The following is an 18171-nucleotide window of genomic DNA, read 5'->3' on the forward strand; positions in this document are numbered from 1 at the left end:
CTCGCACGCTCGCCACGGTCCTCACGCGGCGCCGGCCACAAGGGCCGGCGCTGTCCGCCCGTACCGCGTACCACCCCTCATCCGGGTCCGCGGTCCGGGCTCAGCACCCGGGGCCTGACCTCCCGTCAGACCCCCGGTACAGCTGGGTGGCTCAGGCGTCGCGCAGGGCGCGGACGGCCTCCTCGACGCGCTTGCCGTAGTCGGCGTCCGCGGCGTGGAAGTGAGCCAGGTTCTTCTCGATGACGTCTTCGAGGGTGACCTGCGACAGGCCGCCCGCGATGTTCGCCACCAGACGCTGCTTCTCGGCCTCCGACATCAGTCGGTAGAGCTCGCCGGCCTGGAAGAAGTTGTCGTCCTTCGTGTGGGCCGGGGCCTCGTGGGTGCCCGTGTAGCCGGAGACGGCCTTCGGGGCGCCCAGCGCCAGGCCGGTCTCGGCCGGACCCTGGTACGAGTTGGGCTCGTAGTTCTTGTCGTGGCGCGAGCCGTTGCGCAGCGCCATGACGCCGTCGCGGCCGTAGTTGTCGGCCTTCGTCGCCTTCGGGGCGTTGACCGGCAGCACGGTGTGGTTCACACCGAGGCGGTAGCGCTGGGCGTCGGCGTACGCGAACAGGCGGCCCTGGAGCATCTTGTCCGGCGAGGCGGTGATGCCCGGGACGAAGTTGTTCGGGGAGAAGGCGGACTGCTCGACCTCGGCGAACACGTTGTCCGGGTTGCGGTCGAGGACCAGCCGGCCCACGCGCTGCAGCGGGTAGTCCGCGTGCGGCCACACCTTGGTGAGGTCGAACGGGTTGAAGCGGTAGTCCGCGGCCTCGGCGGCCGGCATGATCTGGACGTAGAGGGTCCAGCTCGGGTTCACGCCGCGCTCGATGGCCTGGAGCAGGTCCGTCTGGTGCGAGTTGGCGTCCTTGCCGACGAGCTCGGCGGCCTGCTCGGACGACAGGCAGCGGATGCCCTGGTTCGTCTTGAAGTGGTACTTGACGAAGAAGGCCTCGCCGTTCTCGTTCGTCCACTGGTAGGTGTGGGAGCCGTAGCCGTTCATGTGGCGGTACGACGCCGGGATGCCGCGGTCACCCATCAGCCAGGTGATCTGGTGCGTCGCCTCGGGGGCGTGCGCCCAGAAGTCCCAGACGTTGTCCGGCTCCTGCTTGCCCGTGAAGGGGTCGCGCTTCTGGGAGTGGATGAAGTCGGGGAACTTGATCGGGTCCTTGATGAAGAACACCGGGGTGTTGTTGCCGACGAGGTCGTAGTTGCCCTCTTCGGTGTAGAACTTCAACGCGAAGCCGCGCGGGTCGCGGACCGCGTCCGCGCCGCCGAGGGAGTCCGCGACGGTGGAGAACCGCAGGAAGGTCTCGGTCTTCTTGCCGACCGTGTTCAGGAAGGCGGCGCTGGTGTACGCGGTGACGTCGTCGGTCACCTCGAAGTAGCCGTACGCGGCCGAGCCGCGGGCGTGCACCACGCGCTCCGGGATGCGCTCACGGTTGAAGCGGGCGAGCTTCTCGAGGAGCTGCTGGTCCTGGATCAGGAGCGGGCCACCGACGCCGGCGGTGGCGGAGTTCTGGTTGTCGGCGACCGGGGCGCCGGACTCGGTCGTCAGCGTGCGCTTCGACATGGTGACCTTCCGTACGGGTAACTGCTGAGACGGAAGGCGTCTTCCGTCATGCGGAACAGCCTAATTTCGGCGTGAACACGACGTCAACAGTTTGTTGAAAGAAAGAGTGGGGAGGTGATCCGGACGGTGCCGGCGCTTGGGCGCGACAGGACAGGTGTCAGCACCGGCACCATCCGGAAACTCGGATCCCCGCGAACGGGGAAGCGTGCGGCCCGGCGGGCGGGCCGCGGGCTCGTCAGACCTGCGAGCCGGAGAGGCGCTCGACCGCGCGGAGCAGGGCCGAGTGGTCCAGGCCGCCGTCACCCTGGGCGCGCAGCGAGGCGACCAGCTGGGCGACGACCGCGCCGACCGGGAGGGCCGCACCGACGTTGCGGGCGGCGTCGGTGACGATGCCCATGTCCTTGTGGTGCAGGTCGATCCGGAAGCCGGGCTTGAAGTCGCGGTTCAGGAAGTTGTCCTTCTTGCGGGTCAGGACCGTGGAGCCGGCCAGACCGCCGTTGAGGACGTCCAGGGCGGCCTGGAGGTTCACGCCCGACTTCTCAAGGAAGACGACGGCCTCGGCGCACGCCTGGATGTTCACCGCGACGATGAGCTGGTTGGCGGCCTTCACCGTCTGGCCGGAGCCGTGCGGGCCGCACAGGACGATGGTCTTGCCGAGCGTCTCCAGGATCGGCAGGGCCGCGTCGAAGTCGGCCTGCTCGCCACCCACCATGATCGACAGGACGGCCTCGATGGCGCCGGCCTCGCCGCCGGACACCGGGGCGTCGATGACGCGGATGCCCTTCTCGGCGGCGTTCTTCGCCAGGTCGACCGAGGTCTGCGGGGTGATCGACGACATGTCGATGATCAGCGCGCCGGACCTGGCGTTCGCGAGGATGCCCTCGGGCCCGTAGTTGATGGCCTCGACCTGCGGGGAGGCGGGCACCATCGTGATGATCACGTCGGCGTCCTTGACGGCCTCGGCGATCGAGCCGGCCGCGGTGCCGCCGGCGGCGGCCAGGCGCTCCAGCTTGTCCTGCTCCAGGGTGTAGCCGGTGACCGAGTAGCCGGCCTTGATGAGGTTCTCGGACATGGGGGAGCCCATGATGCCGAGACCGATCCAGGCGATCGAGGGAAGCGCGGTGGAGGTGCTCATGATGAGGGTCCTTCTCTTAATGCTTTGTACGAAAAGTGCGGGGGGTGCCTGGCTGATCGCCCGGACTTGGTCCGCCTACTCGGCGGCGCGGGCCGCCGCCGGCAGCCACTCGAAGGACGCGGCCGCGTCGGCGGCCTTGTACTCCAGGCCCACGTAGCCCTCGTATCCGGCCTTCTTCAGCTGGTCGAGCAGCTCTTCGAGGGGCAGCTCGCCGGTGCCCGGAGCGCCGCGGCCCGGCTTGTCGGCGATCTGGACGTGCCCGGTCTTGGCGGCGTACTTTTCGATGACCTCGGAGAGGTCCTCATCGTTCATCGCCAGGTGGTACAGGTCGAGCAGGAACTTGGCGTTGCCGAGACCGGTGGCCTCGTTGACCTTGTCCACGATCTCGATGCCGGCCGGGGCGCTCACCAGCGGGTAGAGCGGCGACTCCGGCTTGTTGAGGGTCTCGATCAGGAGGACCGCGCCCACCCGGTCCGCGGCCTTGGCGGCCGTGACCAGGTTCTTGAGGGCCAGCTCGTCCTGGACCGCGGGGTCCACGCCCTCGACGCGGTTGCCGTAGAGGGCGTTCAGCGCCTTGCAGCCGACCGAGGCCGCGAAGTCGGCGGCCACGTTGATGTTGGCGTTGAAGCGGTCCGACTCCTCGCCGGGGACCGATACCGCGCCGCGGTCCGGGCCCGGCAGCTGGCCGGCGTAGAAGTTCAGGCCCACCAGCTGGGTGCCCGCCTCCTCAAGAGCCTTCTTGAGGGCGTCGAGCTCCGCCTGGGCGGGAGTGGGGGTCTCGATCCAGGGCCACCACAGCTCGACCGCCGTGAAGCCGGCCGCGGCGGCAGCCGCGGGACGCTCCAGGAGCGGGAGTTCCGTGAAGAGGATCGAAAGGTTTACATCGAAGCGCTGGTCCGTGTATCCCATGAGGGGTGTGCGCTCCTTCCGTATTGCGGAAGTTAGTTTCTGCTTGATGGAAGACTGCATCGAGGTTCGCGTGGCTGTCAAGTGCGCACTGCCGAAAAGTCCCAGCTGCGGGGTAGCTTGGCCCGCGTGCGATTGAGAGTGGAGTTCACGACCGAGCCCTTCGACCTCGAAGAGGCTCCCGCCCATGCCGTGGCCGCGCGCGAGGTCATCCAGGAGGCGCGGCTCGACGCGGTGGACGTCGGTCCCTTCGGCAACACCGCGGAGGGCGAGTCCGGCGAGGTGCTGACCGCCGTGGCCGCGCTGCTGCGCAACTCGCTGGAAGCCGGGGCCACGCGCGTGTCGCTCCAGGTCAATGTGATCCCGGAAGGCACCGCCCCATGACCGAGCCCCGCGACCACCCGTTCGTCACCGCCGTCAAGCCGCTGGTCGACGCGATGGGTGGTGAGCTGATGGACCCGGCCCAGGCGCAGCCCGACGACGTCGTGCTCAGCTGGGAGGGCCAGGAGCTGCTCGCCGTACGGCTGCCCCAGCTCTCCGACTCGCTGGACCACATCCTGGCGGCGCTGGAGCGCCGGCACGGCGTACCGTTGGCGCAGCTCGACCGGAAGTCCAAGCAGGACGTGGTGCGCATACTGGAGGCGCGCGGCGCCTTCTCCGTGCGGCACGGCGTGGAGACGGTCGCCGGTGCCCTGGGCGTGAGCCGCTTCACCGTCTACAACTACCTGAACAGGGATTCCAGCCCGCCCAAGGGCTCCGGCAAGAACAGCCGGCAGTGAACGTCCACTGACCCGCTGTGACGAGCCGCCGCCCAATTCACCCGGGCGGCGGCTTTTGTGTACGGGAAGTTTCAACAAAGTGTTGACGGCGTGTTGTCGAGGGCGTTAGCTATGCGCAGCCCGTCAAAAGCAACAACAGGCCACGGAGGCCTACCGTGACTTCGAGTCCGACCCCGGGTCTCACCCGGTTCAACACCTTGGACGACAGTGCGGCCACGGCCGTGCTGCACGAGGTGTGCGCCAGTTCGGCCTGGGGGAGCAAGCTGCTCGCCCAGCGCCCCTTCACCACCGTCGAGGCCCTCTTCTCGGCCAACGAGTCCGCCATGGCGGAGCTCACCGCCGAGGACCTGGCCGAGGCGATGGCGGGACACGCGCCGATCGGCCGCCCGAAGCCGGGAGACCCGACCTCCGCCCGCGAGCAGCGCGGCATGGCCGGCGCCTCGGAGGAGCTGCGGGCCGAGCTCCTCGAACTCAACCTGGCGTACCAGGAGAAGTTCGGCCACGTCTTCCTCATCTGTGCCACCGGCGCGACCGGTGAGTTCATGCGGGACGCGGTCAAGGTACGGATCGGCAACTCGCCGGAACAGGAGCGGGAGATCGCCCGCGGCGAGCTCGTGAAGATCAACCGGATCCGTCTGACCCGACTCGTGGAGGAAGAGAGCGCATGAGCACTGAGACCGCGGCTTCACCTAGTAGCTCGGTGTCCACGCACATCCTGGACACCAGCATCGGCCGCCCCGCCGAGGGCGTCGCCATCTCCCTGTCGGCCCGCACGGGCCTCGACGGGGAGTGGAAGACCCTGGGCGGCTCCGCCACCGACGCGGACGGCCGCTGCAAGGACCTCCCGGCCCTGCCGGAGGGCACCACCCACGTACGTCTCGACTTCGAGACCGAGGCGTACTTCTCGTCCGAGAACGGCTCGGACGAGAACAGTTCGAACAAGCAAGCCGAGGCGCAGCAGGACGCCCCCCGCGTAAGGGACAGCGGTGCGTTCTTCCCCGAGGTCACCATCACCTTCGCGGTGAACCCGGGCGAGCATTACCACGTACCGCTGCTGCTCAACCCGTTCGGCTACTCCGTTTACCGAGGGAGCTAGCAGACATGCCCACGATTCTCGGCCAGAACCAGTACGGCAAAGCAGAGAACCGCGTAGTCAAGATCACGCGGGACGGCGACACCCACCACATCAAGGACCTGAACGTCTCGGTCGCCCTCTCGGGCGACATGGACGACGTCCACTACTCCGGCTCGAACGCCAACTGCCTGCCGACCGACACCACCAAGAACACGGTGTACGCGTTCGCCAAGGAGCACGGCATCGAGTCCGCCGAGCAGTTCGGCATCCACCTGGCGCGTTGGTTCGTCAACAGCCAGGAGCCGATCCAGCGCGCGCGCATCCGGATCGAGGAGTACGCCTGGGACCGGATCCCCACCTCCGACGCCAACTCGAAGTTCATCGGGTCGGACGAGGTGAAGCACTCCTTCGTCCGCAAGGGCATGGAGACCCGGGTCACCCAGGTCACGTACGACGGCACGAACTGGGAGGTCATCTCCGGCCTCAAGGACCTCGTCGTCATGAACTCCACGAACTCCGAGTTCTGGGGTTACGTGAAGGACAAGTACACGACCCTGAAGGAGGCCTACGACCGCATCCTGGCCACCCAGGTGTCGGCCCGCTGGCGCTTCAACTGGTCGGACGACGAGCAGCGGATGCCGAACTGGGAGAAGTCCTACGCCGAGACCCGCAAGCACATGCTCGAGGCCTTCGCGGAGACCTACTCCCTCTCGCTCCAGCAGACCCTGTACCAGATGGGTTCGCGCATCATCAACCACCGTTCGGAGATCGACGAGGTCCGCTTCTCGCTCCCGAACAAGCACCACTTCCTCGTCGACCTGGAGCCCTTCGGCCTCAAGAACGACAACGAGGTCTACTTCGCCGCGGACCGCCCGTACGGTCTGATCGAGGCGACGGTCCTGCGCGACGGCGTCGACGCCCGTATCCCCGTGGACATGACCAACCTCTGATGCGGAACGCGTGTCCCGGGGCTCCGCAGTGGCCCCGGGACGGCGCGACACCTCCACACCTCCTGAATCGGCACCCGGACGCATCACACGGGGCGGCAGTACTGTCAGCTGTCAAGGCCCCCGGCTCCGGCACTCAACTCCCCTGGGTCTTGCCGGGCCCGCACCGCCACTGAAAGCACGAGGACGTCCCATGGCAGCATCGGCAGCCCCGGACAGCGCCGTCGAGCGCATCGTCATCGAGAACTGTGCGATCGCGACCGTCGACGCCAACGACACCGAATACGCCTCGGGTCACATCGTCGTCGCCGGCAACAAGATCGAGTCCATCGGTGCGGGCAGGGCCCCCGAGAACCTTGAGAACGTGGTCCGCCGGATCGACGGCAGCGGGCACCTCGTGACCCCCGGTCTGGTCAACACGCACCACCACTTCTACCAGTGGATCACGCGCGGTCTGGCCACCGACCACAACCTCTTCAACTGGCTCGTCGCGCTCTACCCGACCTGGGCGCGCATCGACGAGCAGATGGCGTACGCGGCCGCCCAGGGCTCCCTGGCGATGATGGCCAAGGGCGGTGTCACCACCGCCATGGACCACCACTACGTCTACCCCAAGGGCTCCGGTGACCTCTCCGGCGCGATCATCCGCGCCGCGTCCGAGATGGGCGTCCGCTTCACCCTCGCCCGCGGTTCCATGGACCGCAGCGAGAAGGACGGCGGCCTGCCCCCGGACCACGCCGTCGAGACCCTCGAAGGCGCGCTCGCCGACACCGAGGCGACGGTCAAGAAGCACCACGACCACTCGTTCGACGCGATGACCCAGGTCGCCGTGGCGCCGTGCTCGCCCTTCTCGGTCTCCACCGAGCTGCTCCGGCAGGGCGCCGAGCTCGCCCGCCGGCTGGGCGTGCGGATGCACACGCACGGCAGCGAGACCGTCGAGGAAGAGCAGTTCTGCAAGGAACTGTTCGGCATGGGCCCGACCGACTACTTCGAGTCGACCGGCTGGCTCGGCGAGGACGTGTGGATGGCGCACAGCGTCCACATGAACGACTCCGACATCGCCGCGTTCGCCCGCACCAGGACCGGGGTCGCGCACTGCCCGTCCTCCAACGCCCGGCTGGCCGCCGGCATCGCCCGGGTACCGGACATGCTCGCCGCCGGCGTACCGGTCGGCCTCGGCGTGGACGGCACCGCCTCCAACGAGTCCGGCGAGCTGCACACCGAGCTGCGCAACGCGCTGCTCATCAACCGCCTGAACCCCGTCCACCGCGAGCGCGCCCTGAACGCGCGCCAGGCCCTGCGCCTGGGTACGTACGGCGGCGCCCAGGTCCTCGGCCGCGCCGACAACATCGGCTCGCTGGAGGCCGGCAAGCTCGCCGACCTGGTGATGTGGAACCTGGGCACGCTGGCCCACTCCTCCATCGCCGACCCGGTCACCGCGCTCGTGTTCGGCGCGGCGGCCCCGGTGACCCTCTCGCTGGTCAACGGCAAGCAGATCGTCGAGAACAACCGCCTGCTCTTCGCCGACGAGGACGCGATCGCCGTGTCCACGCGGGACGAGGCCCGGCGCCTGGCGCGCATCACCGCCCAGGGCTGATCCTCCCGGCTTCCGCCGAGGGACCCCCACCGGCCACCGCCGGGACGGTCCCCCCAGGAGTCCGGCCGGGGGGGACGGCCCCCGGCCGGCGGCCGCGGACCCGAGCGGGGTCCGCGGCAGCCGTTCCCGGGAAGCGCCCGAGGAAAGATTCCGAAGGCGCTCCCGGGCCCGGTGAGTGGTTCACCGGTGACACCGCACCGCACTGAAACCCATTGCGCCACTGCGCCCCCGCCACCCCGCCGCCGTACCGCCCTGCGCGGAACCGACCCGGGCGAACCGTTTCCGCAACTCCCGGGGCACCACGGCACCCAGCACCGACACAACTTAAAACAGGCTCGACTCGCACAGCTTTCGCACCACCTCCCTGACACCCATGTCCCTGCCGACGTGTTTAACCGACCGGAGGAAGCCGTGGCCAAGGCGCCCAGGTTTCGCAAAGATGCAGTCGCAGTAGCGGAGGAGAAGCACCCGGTCGACGAGACCTTGCCTCCGCTGAAAATGTTCACGAGCGGTCTGCAGCACGTGGCCGCGATGTACGCGGGTGTTGTCGCCCCGCCCATGATCGTCGGCCCTGCCGTCGGTCTCTCCGCCACCGAGACGGCGTTCCTGATGGGCGCCTCGCTCTTCACCGCAGGCCTCGCCACCCTCCTCCAGACCCTCGGCTTCTGGAAGATCGGCGCCAAACTCCCCTTCGTCAACGGCGTCTCCTTCGCCGGAGTGACCCCGATGATCGCCATCGGCAAGGGCGAGGGGGTCAATGCCATCCCCGTCATCTTCGGCGCGATCATCGTCGCCGGACTCGTCGGCTTCCTCGCCGCGCCCTACTTCGGCAAGCTCGTCCGCTTCTTCCCACCCGTCGTCACCGGGACGGTCATCACCCTGATCGGCGTCTCGCTGCTCCCGGTGGCCTTCAACTGGTCGCAGGGCGGCAACCGCACCGCCACCGACTACGGCTCGATGAAGAACATCGGCATGGCCGCGCTCACCCTGGTGATCGTGCTGGTGATGCGGAAGTTCCTGCGCGGGTTCCTCCAGCAGATCTCGATCCTGCTCGGCCTGGTCGCCGGCACGCTGATCGCGGTGCCGCTGGGCATGACCAGCTTCGACGCCGTCCGCAACGCCGACGTCGTCGGCTTCCCCACCCCGTTCCACTTCGGCGCCCCGCAGTTCCAGGTGGCCGCCATCATCTCGATGTGCATCGTGATGCTCGTCTGCATGACGGAGTCCACCGCCGACATCCTGGCCCTCGGCAAGATCGTGGGCCGGCCGGCGGACGCGAAGACGATCGAGGGCGGCCTGCGCGCCGACACCCTCGGCAGCGCCCTCAGCCCGCTGTTCAACGGCTTCATGTGCAGCGCCTTCGCCCAGAACATCGGGCTCGTCGCGATGACCAAGGTGCGCAGCCGGTTCGTCGTCGCCGCCGGCGGCGGCATCCTGATCCTGCTCGGGCTCTGTCCGATGGCCGCCTCCGTCATCGGCGTGGTCCCGCTGCCCGTCCTCGGCGGCGCGGGCATCGTCCTGTTCGGCTCGGTCGCGGCCAGCGGGATCCAGACCCTGGCGGGCGCGGCCATGGAGAAGGGCGAGAACGCCCTGATCGTGGCGGCCTCGGTCGGCATCGGCCTGATCCCGATCGCGGCGCCCGGCTTCTACCACGCCTTCCCCAAGGACCTGCTGGTCGTCCTCGACTCGGGCATCAGCACGGGCTGCGTGGTGGCGATCGTGCTGAACCTCGCCTTCAACCACCTCGGCGCGAAGAAGGAACCGGCCGCGGAGGCGGCGGTGGAACCGGTGTTCGTGCACTGAGGGCGCGCGGGAGACCGCGGGCCCGGGTACCGCGTGCGGCGGTACGGACGTCACCCACTGCGGGTGTGACGTCCGTACCGCCGCACGCGCACGCCGTCAGACCGGCCGGGCGGCGTGCTCCGGCGCCGCCCCCGGGATCAGGTCCGCCCAGATGTCCGGCGTGACCGTACGGGTCCGCCGGCCCCGCTCGTCCAGCACCTGTGCCTCCGACTTGCGTACGTGCAGCGCCACCGCGGAGTCCGTGATCCGCATCCCGGGCAGCCGCCGGGACAGCTCCGAGGCGTAGCGGGAGAGGCCTTCGACGGTGCGCAGCCGCGCCGTGATCATGAAGTTCCAGCGCCCGCTGACCGACATGCAGGTCCGCGTTTCGCGCAGCCCCACGGCGGCCGCCGCACACTCGGCCACCTCGTACTCCGGCACCTCCGCCCACAGCGTCGCCGCCACCGGCCACCCCGACAGCGCCGACGCCATGGCGCAGCTGTAGCGCAGGCCCTGCCCCGCCTCCAGCCGGCTCAGCCGCCGCCGTACGGTCGACTCGCTCATGCCGCACTCCCGGGCCAGCGAGGCCACGCTGCGCCGGGCGTCGGCGGCCAGGGCCAGGGCCAGCGGCCGGTCCTCCGCCGTCAGCGCGGCCACGGCGGGCGCCACCGCCGCACCAGGGCCGGGGGAGCGCCGGCTCCGCCCGGTCAGCAGGCCGATCTGGGCCGGCGTCAGCTGGTCCAGGCGCCACCGGTCGGGCGCGTAGTGCACCGCCGTCACCACCGACGAGCGGGTGCCGACCACCCCCGGGATCCGCTGCACCCGGAAGGACAGGTAGCGGTACAGCGCGGGCAGGTCCGGCACGGCCACGAAGGCCAGCAGGTCCCGGCCGCCGGTGGTGTGCTCCAGGCCCAGCGAGTGCGGATCGGCCACCAGGGCCGCGCCCACGGCCGGGGCGGCCCCCGCGTCGCACATCACCTCCACCCATGCCATACAGGGCGCGTTGGTCCCCGTACGCAGGCCCAGCCCCGAGATCCAGGCCTCTCCGGCGCCGGTGAGCCGCTCCCAGCGGCGCGCGAGGGTGTCGGGCCGGGTGCCGAGCACCGGCGCCAGTCGCTCCCAGCTCGCCCGGGGCGCGAGCTGGAGTGCGTGGACGAGCGCCCGGTCGGTGTCGTCCACGGCGGAAACGGCCGAATTCATATCCTCCCCCTGGCGGATCTCCCGGTCAGCGGCCTGTCAACCGGGCTTTCGGCCGATCATCTCTCTTTGTGTCCCCGACCGGTGAATCAGCCGGCCGGGCGCACCTTCGGCACTTCGCGGGAGGACGTGTGGGGGATCCCGTTGCGGGCGTGGGCCAGGCGGTACCCGTCGAGCTGTCGAGCTTCGTCGGCCGTCGCCGCGAACTGCTCCGCGCCGCCTCGCTGCTCGCCACCGAACGCCTGGTCACCCTCACCGGACCGGCGGGCATCGGTAAGACCCGGCTCGCCGTGCGCGCGGTCCGCACCGGGGCGGGTACCGACGGCCTCGACACCGTCTGGGTGGACGTCTCGGCCCTGCCCGGCTTCCGCCGCGTGGTCCTGGAACACCGGCTGATCCACGGGCTCGCGGGTCGTGAGGTGCTGCTGGTGCTCGACGGCTGCGAACAGCTCGGCGAGGCCGCCGCCCTCCTGGTGGAGAGCCTGCTGGCCTGGCTGCCCCGGGTGCGCGTGCTGGTGACCTCGCAGCGCCGGCTGGCCCTGCCCGGGGAGGCGGAACTGGCCGTGCCGCCGCTGTCCTTGCCGCCCCCGCCGCCGGATCCCGCCGCACCGCTGCCGATGGCCGGGATCGCCGGGTTCGCGGCGGTGCGGCTGTACGAGGAGCGGGCCCGCGGCGCCGACCCCTCCTTCGAGCTGACCGACCGCAACGCCGCCGCGGTGGCCGCGCTGTGCCGGGCCCTCGACGGGATCCCCGGCGCGCTGGAGCTCGCGGCAGGCCGCGCCCACCAGTACGCGCCGCTCCAGGCGCTGCGCCGGCTGACCGCCGAGCCCGTGGCCTTCCTCGCGGGCGGCGCCGGCCGGGCCACCCTGGTCGACGCCGAGCGCACCCTGCGGCTCGCCCCGCCCGCCGAGCGGCTGCTGTGGGAGCGGCTCTCCGTCTTCGCCGGCCCCTTCGACGCGGAAGCCGTCGCCGAGGTCTGCGGCTTCGGGGACCTCACCGCGCACACCGCCGCCCGGGCGCTCGCCCGGCTGGCGCCCGCCCTGCTGGCCGACGCCGAGGACCCCGGCCGGTACCGGCTCCCGCTGTCGGTACGGGTGTGCGCCGCCCGGCGGCTCGCGCACAGCCCGGACGGGGACGGACACACCGCCGCGCTGCGCCACCACGCGCGCTGGCGCGCCCTCGCCGGGCGGGCCGCCGCGCTGTGGCGGGCGGGAGACCAGGCGCCGGCGCGGGAGCTGGCCCTGCGGGAGCTCCCGGAGCTGCGGGCCGCGATGCACCCGCTGGCCGCCGCGGGCCCGGGGGCCGCGCTGGAGATCGCCGTCGACCTGTGGTTCCTGTGGTCGGCCTGCGGGCTGGTGGAGGAGGGCCGGTGCCACTTGGAGCGGGCCCTGGCCCTGCACCCGGCGCCCCGGCCGGCCCGGGCGCTGTGGCTGGCGGCCTGGCTGGTGGCGGGATTCGGGGAGGCGGACACCTCCGATCCGCTGCTCGTGGAGGCCTGGAGCACCGCCGTACAGGAGGGCGAGGACGCCTGCCTGGCCTACCTCGCCCACGTACGCGGCACGGTGGCGCTGTGGCAGGAGCGCTACGAGGACGCCGCCGCCGAGTACCGCGAGGCGCTGGAACTGCTGCCCCCGCAGCCCGGGTTCGGGCCCGGCCGCGGTGCGCTGCGGGCCGCCCGGTCACTGGCCCTCGCCCACACCGGCCCGCCGGACCCGCCGCCGCGGGAGGACGGACCCGGCGCGGCCGCGGACCCGTGGGCCCGCTCCTGGGAGCGGTACGCCCGGGCCGTCGGCGAGTTCGGTGCGGGCCGCCCGGTGCGGGCCCGGACCGAACTGCTGGGCGCGCTGCGGACCCAGCTCGTCCTGGACGACCGGCTGGGCCAGTCCCTCTCGGCCGAGCTGCTGGCCGAACTGGAGGCGGCCGGGGGCCGCTACGAACGCTCCGCGCTACTGCTGGGAGCCGTGGGCCGCACCCGCCCCGCGGTCGCGTGCGCACCCCGCGCCCTGCGGATCCTGCGCGAGCGGATGACCCCGCAGGCCCTGCGGGCCGCGTACGCACAGGGCGCGCGCACCGCGCTGCGTGCGCTGCTGCCGGAACTGTGAGCCCCCGAACGCACTGTCGTACTCCTTGCCGAACGCGTGCGGCGAACTGATCCTGAGGCCCGGTCACATGGTGCACGCGGACGCCCCGAGGGCGTCCTGGAGCAGACAGGTGGTACCGCCGATGGCACAGTCACCGCAGTTGTGGATGCGCACCGAGACACGGCCCACCGAACGCCGCGCCCCCCTCACCCCGCACGACGCCGAACAGCTCGTCCGGCACGGCGTACGGATCACCGTGGAGGAATCCGCCCACCGGGTCTTCCCGCTCACCGACTACGCCGACGCGGGCTGCGGCACCGCGCCCGCCGGTGCCTGGGCGGACTCCGCCCCCGGCTCCGCGTTCATCCTCGGCCTGAAGGAACTCCCGCCCCTCCCGGAGCGTTTACGGCACCGGCACGTGTACTTCGGGCACGCCTACAAGGGCCAGGCGGAAGCCCGCGGGCTGCTGCGGCGGTTCGCCGCGGGCGGCGGGACCCTGCTCGACCTGGAGTACCTGGCCGACGCACAGGGGCGCAGGCTGGCGGCCTTCGGCTACTGGGCCGGGTACGCGGGCGCCGCACTGGCCGTCCTGCACGCCCGGGGCCGGCTCGTCGCCCCGCTGGTCCCGCTTCCGCGCGAGGAACTCGACGCGCGATTACGGGCTTCGCGGGCGGTCCCCACCCCGGCCGGGGAACTGCGGGCCCTCGTCATCGGAGGCCACGGCCGCAGCGCCCGGGGCGCCTGTGACGCCCTGGCGGCGGCCGGGGTACGGGTGACCCGGTGGGACCGGAGCGACACCGCCCGGCTGGACCGGGTCGCCCTGCTCGGACACGACATCCTGGTCAACGCGGTGCTCACCACCCGCCCCGCACCGCCGTTCCTCACCCCGGCCGATCTGGACCCGGACGGCGAACGGCGGCTCACGGTGATCGCCGACATCACCTGCGACACCGGCTCGCCGCTGCACCTGCTGCCCGTCTACGACCGGCTCACGGACTGGGCGGTCCCGGTCCGCAGGCTGCGCGCCGGACCCCGCCCGCTGGACGTGATCGCCATCGACAACCTGCCGTCCCTGGTGCCCGCGGAGGCGGCCCGCTCCTTCTCGGCGGACCTGCTCCCGAAGCTGCTGGCCCTGGGTACGGGCACGCCGGACCCGGACTGGCTGCGCTGCCGGGCTGCCTTCACCCGGGCCCTGGCGGGGGTCAGCCGCTCCGCCGGTCGGCGAAGCCGACGGACAGGTGCGGCCATGCCGTGACGAGCCGGGTCAGCTCGGCGACCGTGGCCGCGTCCGTTGCCCGCAAGTCCGCCCGGCCGGGACGGAAGTGCACGGCCGTCCCGGTCGTCCCGTCGCCGGTGAGCGGGGTCAGGCCGGTGGCGGGTACCCCGTGCTCGTACCGCTGCGTCCAGGCCCCCGCCGCGCGGCGGTTGGTGTGCAGGAGCCACTCGCTGAGCGCGGCGACGACCGACATGCCCCGGCGCGGCTGCCCGTCCGGCAGCAGCTGCGCCCCGGGGTGGTCGAAGAACCGCAGGTCCTTCGTCGCCATGACCGGCTTCTTCACGGGCCGGCCGGCGGCGTCGAGCCGGGTGTCGGTGCCCCGCCCGTCGTCCGCGACGGACACCGAGCCGTCGGGGTGGAACGTGACGGCGCACCGCCCGCCGCCGCCCCGGGCCTCGGCCTCGTCGGCCGCGTACGCGATGACCTCCAGGACCAAGTGGCGCAACCCGCCGGGAGCGAAACCGGCCGGATCACTGCGGATGTGCGCGAGGTGCGCGGTGTCCACCGTGGCCGCCCAGTCGTGCGTCGTGTTGCGCCAAGCGGCCGTCGTCCCGTCCATGCGGCAAGTATCGCCCTCAGCAGGCCGGGGTTCAGGAGGGGGGGCAGGAGTGCGAGCTCAGGAGGCGGGGCTCAGGTACATGCCGCTCTGGTCGCCGCCGGGGGTGTTCCTGCAGCCCGAGGCGGAGTTCGCGGGCTGGGCCACGGCCAGGGCGAGGCAGCGCCCGACGGCCAGCTGGCCGAAGTAGTTCGGGTGCATGGACTCCTGGACCAGGCCCTGGGACTCGTTGTTGTCGATCCAGCGGGCCCACTCGCTCGTCCTGGCCGACGCCGGCACCGTCGAACTCACCTGCTTGCTGGCCTTCGCGCACACCTCGCGCCCCTGGAGCATGTCCCGCAGGTCCAGGAACTGCACGCCCTTGGCCGATGCGACCGCCTTGATGCCGTTCGCGAGCTGCGGCACGAGCGAATCCCGCGCCCAGTCGGAGTCCCGGTTCCAGAAGGGACAGCCGCCGCTGTTGAGGCGGCTCCAGTCGCTCTGGGTGTAGCGGTTCTCCGCGCCGCGCGGGATCGGCGACGGGTAGGACTGGAGCACGATCCGGTAGGAGGAATCCGCGTACCCGGCCCCGCGCATCACGGCCCGGATCTCGTCGACCGACTTGCCGACCTTGGCCATGACCCCGTTGATCTTCTGGTCCACGGCCGCCTGCTGGTCGTCGTAGCAGTAGGAGTTCCAGAGGACGAAGTCGTAGGCGCACTCCTTGATGATGTCGGCGAAGCCGAGGTCGTTGCCGCCGATGGACAGCGCGATCACCTTGACGTCGTCGGCCGCGGCCACCGCCGCGAGCTGATCCGCCTGTGGCGCCTCGCCCTTGAAGGCGACACCGCCGTTGGCGGCCCGGAACACGTTGTCCGCCACGGCTCCGGAGCAGGCCAGGTTGACGGCGACGTCGGCCACCGCGCCCGCGCTCAGCACTTCGGCCGCGTCCGAGCGGTCGCATCCGCCGGCCGTGGTTCCGTATACCTTCGACGGGTCGTACGTACTGCCGCTGATCCAGGCGCGGTCCGTGCCGGTCCGACTGCCGCTGTTGGTCAGGCTGTTGCCCTTCCAGCGGCCGGCCTCGCCGGAGATGTAGCTGTCGCCCATGGACACGATGGCGGTGGGCCCGTTCCCGGGACTCGCCGCGGCCGGCCCGGCGCCGCCGGCCACCAGCGCCGTGACGGCGAGCGGCAGGACCATCGCGGCACCGGCCAGTCGTCGCACGCGACGGCGGGCCCGGTCCTTGCTGACGTTGCGGAATCCGATCACTGCGGAACTCCTGCGGTCGGCCACGCGGACGCCAGGAGCAACTGGCGTCGCATGGCTTGGAAGTGGGGGTTACCGCCGGCGCCGGTGGCATCGGAAAGGTGACACGCGGCCGGATGTTACCGCTAGGTACACGCAGATTACGATGACGTAACGACCGACCAATCGGTCGGGAATCGAGCCCCCCGTGAGCCCGCCGCGATCCGGACACGGCTCCGCCCCCGGCGCGTCGGTGCGACGGGGGCGGAGCCGGTGCGTTCGGCTGCTGTGCGTTTCAGCCGAAGTGCGGGGAGATCAGCCGATCAGCCGCTCGTACGCGGGCAGCGTGAGGAAGTCCGCGTAGTCGGCGTCGAGGGCGACCTGGAGCAGGAGGTCGTGGGCCTGCTGCCACTTGCCGGCCGCGAAGGCCTCTTCGCCGACCTCGGCGCGGACCGCGGCCAGTTCCTCGGCGGCGAGCTCACGGGTCAGCTCGGCGGTGGCCGGCACCAGTGCGCCGTCGTGCTCGAACACCACGCCCGCGTTGATCCACTGCCAGATCTGCGAGCGCGAGATCTCGGCGGTGGCCGCGTCCTCCATCAGACCGAAGATGCCGACGGCGCCCAGGCCCCGCAGCCATGCCTCGATGTAACGGATGCCCACCTGGACGGCGTTGCGCAGGCCCTCGTACGTCGGCTTCGCGTCCAGGGAGTCGATCGCGATCAGGTCGCCCGGAGCCACCGAGACGTCCTCGCGCAGCCGGTCCTTCTGGTTCGGCTTCTCGCCGAGCACCGCGTCGAAGGAGGCCATCGCGATCGGGACGAGGTCGGGATGGGCGACCCAGGAGCCGTCGAAGCCGTCGGCCGCCTCGCGGTCCTTGTCGGCCCGCACCTTCTCGAACGCGATCCGGTTGACCTCCGCGTCCTTGCGGGACGGGATGAAGGCCGCCATGCCGCCGATGGCGTGCGCGCCGCGCTTGTGGCAGGTGCGGACGAGCAGTTCGGTGTACGCCCGCATGAACGGGGCGGTCATCGTCACCGCGTTGCGGTCCGGCAGGACGAACTTCTCGCCGCCGTCACGGAAGTTCTTCACGATCGAGAACAGGTAGTCCCAGCGCCCCGCGTTCAGGCCCGCGGCGTGGTCGCGCAGCTCGTAGAGGATCTCCTCCATCTCGTACGCGGCCGTGATGGTCTCGATCAGGACGGTCGCGCGGACGGTGCCCTGCGGGATGCCGACGTAGTCCTGGGCGAAGACGAAGATGTCGTTCCAGAGCCGCGCCTCCAGGTGCGACTCCGTCTTCGGCAGGTAGAAGTACGGGCCCTTGCCGAGGTCGATCAGGCGCTGCGCGTTGTGGAAGAAGTACAGGCCGAAGTCCACGAGGGAACCGGAGGCCGGAGCGCCGTCGATGGTGAGGTGGCGCTCCTCCAGGTGCCAGCCGCGCGGCCGCATCACGACGGTGGCGAGCTGGTCGGCGGCCTTGAGGGCGTACGACTTGCCCGTGCGCGGGTCGGTGAAGTCGATCCGCCGCTCGTAGGCGTCGATCAGGTTGAGCTGGCCGAGGACGACGTTCTCCCAGGTGGGAGCCGAGGCGTCCTCGAAGTCGGCGAGCCAGACCTTGGCGCCCGAGTTGAGGGCGTTGATGGTCATCTTGCGGTCCGTCGGACCGGTGATCTCCACGCGGCGGTCGTTCAGCGCGGCCGGCGCGGGCGCCACCTTCCAGTCGCCCTCGCGGACCTGTGCGGTGTCCGGGAGGAAGTCGAGGCTGGAGGTGCGGGCGATCTCGGAGCGCCGTTCGGCGCGCCGGGCGAGGAGCTCGGTGCGGCGGGGGGCGAACCGCCGGTGCAGCTCGGCCACGAAGGCCAGGGCCGCTTCGGTGAGGACCTCGTCCTGCCGGGGCAGGGGCTCGGCATCGACGATGGCCAGCGGGGACGGCGCTGGTGCGGACATGTATGTCACTCCTTCAGCGGCGGTGCCTGGCGGCCGCGGGGGAATGCTCGCGCGAGACGG

Annotated in this window: 16 protein-coding genes; 9 read left to right on the forward strand and 7 right to left on the reverse strand. The window is 71.2% G+C overall.

From position 1 onward, the window contains the following. Positions 1-151 precede the first annotated feature (151 nt). From ACZ4M3_RS00400 to ACZ4M3_RS00410, 3 genes are all read right to left on the reverse strand, one after another. Positions 152-1609 (reverse strand): catalase, encoded by a 1458-nt coding sequence (locus ACZ4M3_RS00400; RefSeq protein WP_467728777.1) that lies wholly within the window; start codon positions 1607-1609, stop codon positions 152-154. Between the two features lie 235 nt (positions 1610-1844). Continuing rightward, positions 1845-2744 carry a 2-hydroxy-3-oxopropionate reductase gene (locus ACZ4M3_RS00405; protein WP_467728779.1) on the reverse strand — a complete coding sequence of 300 codons (900 nt, stop codon included), beginning with the start codon at positions 2742-2744 and terminating at the stop codon, positions 1845-1847. Between the two features lie 75 nt (positions 2745-2819). Beyond that, positions 2820-3653, reverse strand: coding sequence for a TIM barrel protein (locus ACZ4M3_RS00410; protein ID WP_467728781.1), 834 nt, complete (start codon positions 3651-3653; stop codon positions 2820-2822). 126 nt (positions 3654-3779) lie between these two features. On the opposite strand from ACZ4M3_RS00410, the gene ACZ4M3_RS00415 reads away from it, so the two are divergent. The 7 genes from ACZ4M3_RS00415 (at position 3780) to ACZ4M3_RS00445 (ending at position 9851) form a co-directional block, all read left to right on the forward strand. After that, positions 3780-4034 carry a hypothetical protein gene (locus ACZ4M3_RS00415; RefSeq protein WP_467728783.1) on the forward strand — a complete coding sequence of 85 codons (255 nt, stop codon included), beginning with the start codon at positions 3780-3782 and terminating at the stop codon, positions 4032-4034. Next, on the forward strand, positions 4031-4429 hold the full coding sequence (locus ACZ4M3_RS00420; RefSeq protein ID WP_467728785.1) for a helix-turn-helix domain-containing protein: 399 nt from the start codon (positions 4031-4033) through the stop codon (positions 4427-4429). The genes ACZ4M3_RS00415 and ACZ4M3_RS00420 overlap by 4 nt, the downstream gene beginning before the upstream one ends. 155 nt (positions 4430-4584) lie before the next feature. Continuing rightward, positions 4585-5097 (forward strand): 2-oxo-4-hydroxy-4-carboxy-5-ureidoimidazoline decarboxylase, encoded by a 513-nt coding sequence (gene uraD / locus ACZ4M3_RS00425; protein ID WP_453354641.1) that lies wholly within the window; start codon positions 4585-4587, stop codon positions 5095-5097. Beyond that, positions 5094-5525, forward strand: coding sequence for a hydroxyisourate hydrolase (gene uraH / locus ACZ4M3_RS00430; protein ID WP_467728787.1), 432 nt, complete (start codon positions 5094-5096; stop codon positions 5523-5525). Before uraD ends, uraH begins: the two co-directional genes overlap by 4 nt. A gap of 5 nt (positions 5526-5530) precedes the next feature. Next, positions 5531-6454 carry a factor-independent urate hydroxylase gene (gene pucL / locus ACZ4M3_RS00435; protein WP_453354639.1) on the forward strand — a complete coding sequence of 308 codons (924 nt, stop codon included), beginning with the start codon at positions 5531-5533 and terminating at the stop codon, positions 6452-6454. Positions 6455-6644: 190 nt separating this feature from the next. Further along, a complete protein-coding gene (locus tag ACZ4M3_RS00440; protein ID WP_467728789.1) occupies positions 6645-8048 on the forward strand; it encodes an 8-oxoguanine deaminase in 1404 nt (467 codons plus the stop codon). 411 nt (positions 8049-8459) lie between these two features. Next, positions 8460-9851 carry a nucleobase:cation symporter-2 family protein gene (locus ACZ4M3_RS00445; protein WP_467728791.1) on the forward strand — a complete coding sequence of 464 codons (1392 nt, stop codon included), beginning with the start codon at positions 8460-8462 and terminating at the stop codon, positions 9849-9851. Positions 9852-9947: 96 nt separating this feature from the next. Here the strand turns inward: ACZ4M3_RS00445 and ACZ4M3_RS00450 are convergent, their stop codons facing one another. Continuing rightward, on the reverse strand, positions 9948-11030 hold the full coding sequence (locus ACZ4M3_RS00450) for an Lrp/AsnC family transcriptional regulator (protein ID WP_467728793.1): 1083 nt from the start codon (positions 11028-11030) through the stop codon (positions 9948-9950). A gap of 128 nt (positions 11031-11158) precedes the next feature. Here ACZ4M3_RS00450 and ACZ4M3_RS00455 point away from each other — a divergent pair, with 128 nt between their 5' ends. After that, positions 11159-13129 (forward strand): ATP-binding protein, encoded by a 1971-nt coding sequence (locus ACZ4M3_RS00455; protein WP_467728795.1) that lies wholly within the window; start codon positions 11159-11161, stop codon positions 13127-13129. A 121-nt stretch (positions 13130-13250) separates the two neighbouring features. Next, positions 13251-14363 (forward strand): saccharopine dehydrogenase, encoded by a 1113-nt coding sequence (locus ACZ4M3_RS00460; protein ID WP_467728797.1) that lies wholly within the window; start codon positions 13251-13253, stop codon positions 14361-14363. Here the strand turns inward: ACZ4M3_RS00460 and ACZ4M3_RS00465 are convergent. From ACZ4M3_RS00465 to aceB, 3 genes are all read right to left on the reverse strand, one after another. After that, positions 14311-14943, reverse strand: a complete 633-nt coding sequence (locus ACZ4M3_RS00465) for an ATP-binding protein (protein ID WP_467728798.1) — start codon at positions 14941-14943, stop codon at positions 14311-14313. The genes ACZ4M3_RS00460 and ACZ4M3_RS00465 overlap by 53 nt on opposite strands. 57 nt (positions 14944-15000) lie before the next feature. After that, positions 15001-16191, reverse strand: coding sequence for a GDSL-type esterase/lipase family protein (locus ACZ4M3_RS00470; RefSeq protein ID WP_467728800.1), 1191 nt, complete (start codon positions 16189-16191; stop codon positions 15001-15003). A 291-nt stretch (positions 16192-16482) separates the two neighbouring features. After that, positions 16483-18111 carry a malate synthase A gene (aceB, locus tag ACZ4M3_RS00475; RefSeq protein WP_467728802.1) on the reverse strand — a complete coding sequence of 543 codons (1629 nt, stop codon included), beginning with the start codon at positions 18109-18111 and terminating at the stop codon, positions 16483-16485. Positions 18112-18171 lie beyond the last annotated feature (60 nt).

This window comes from Streptomyces sp. NPDC026522 (assembly GCF_055567555.1).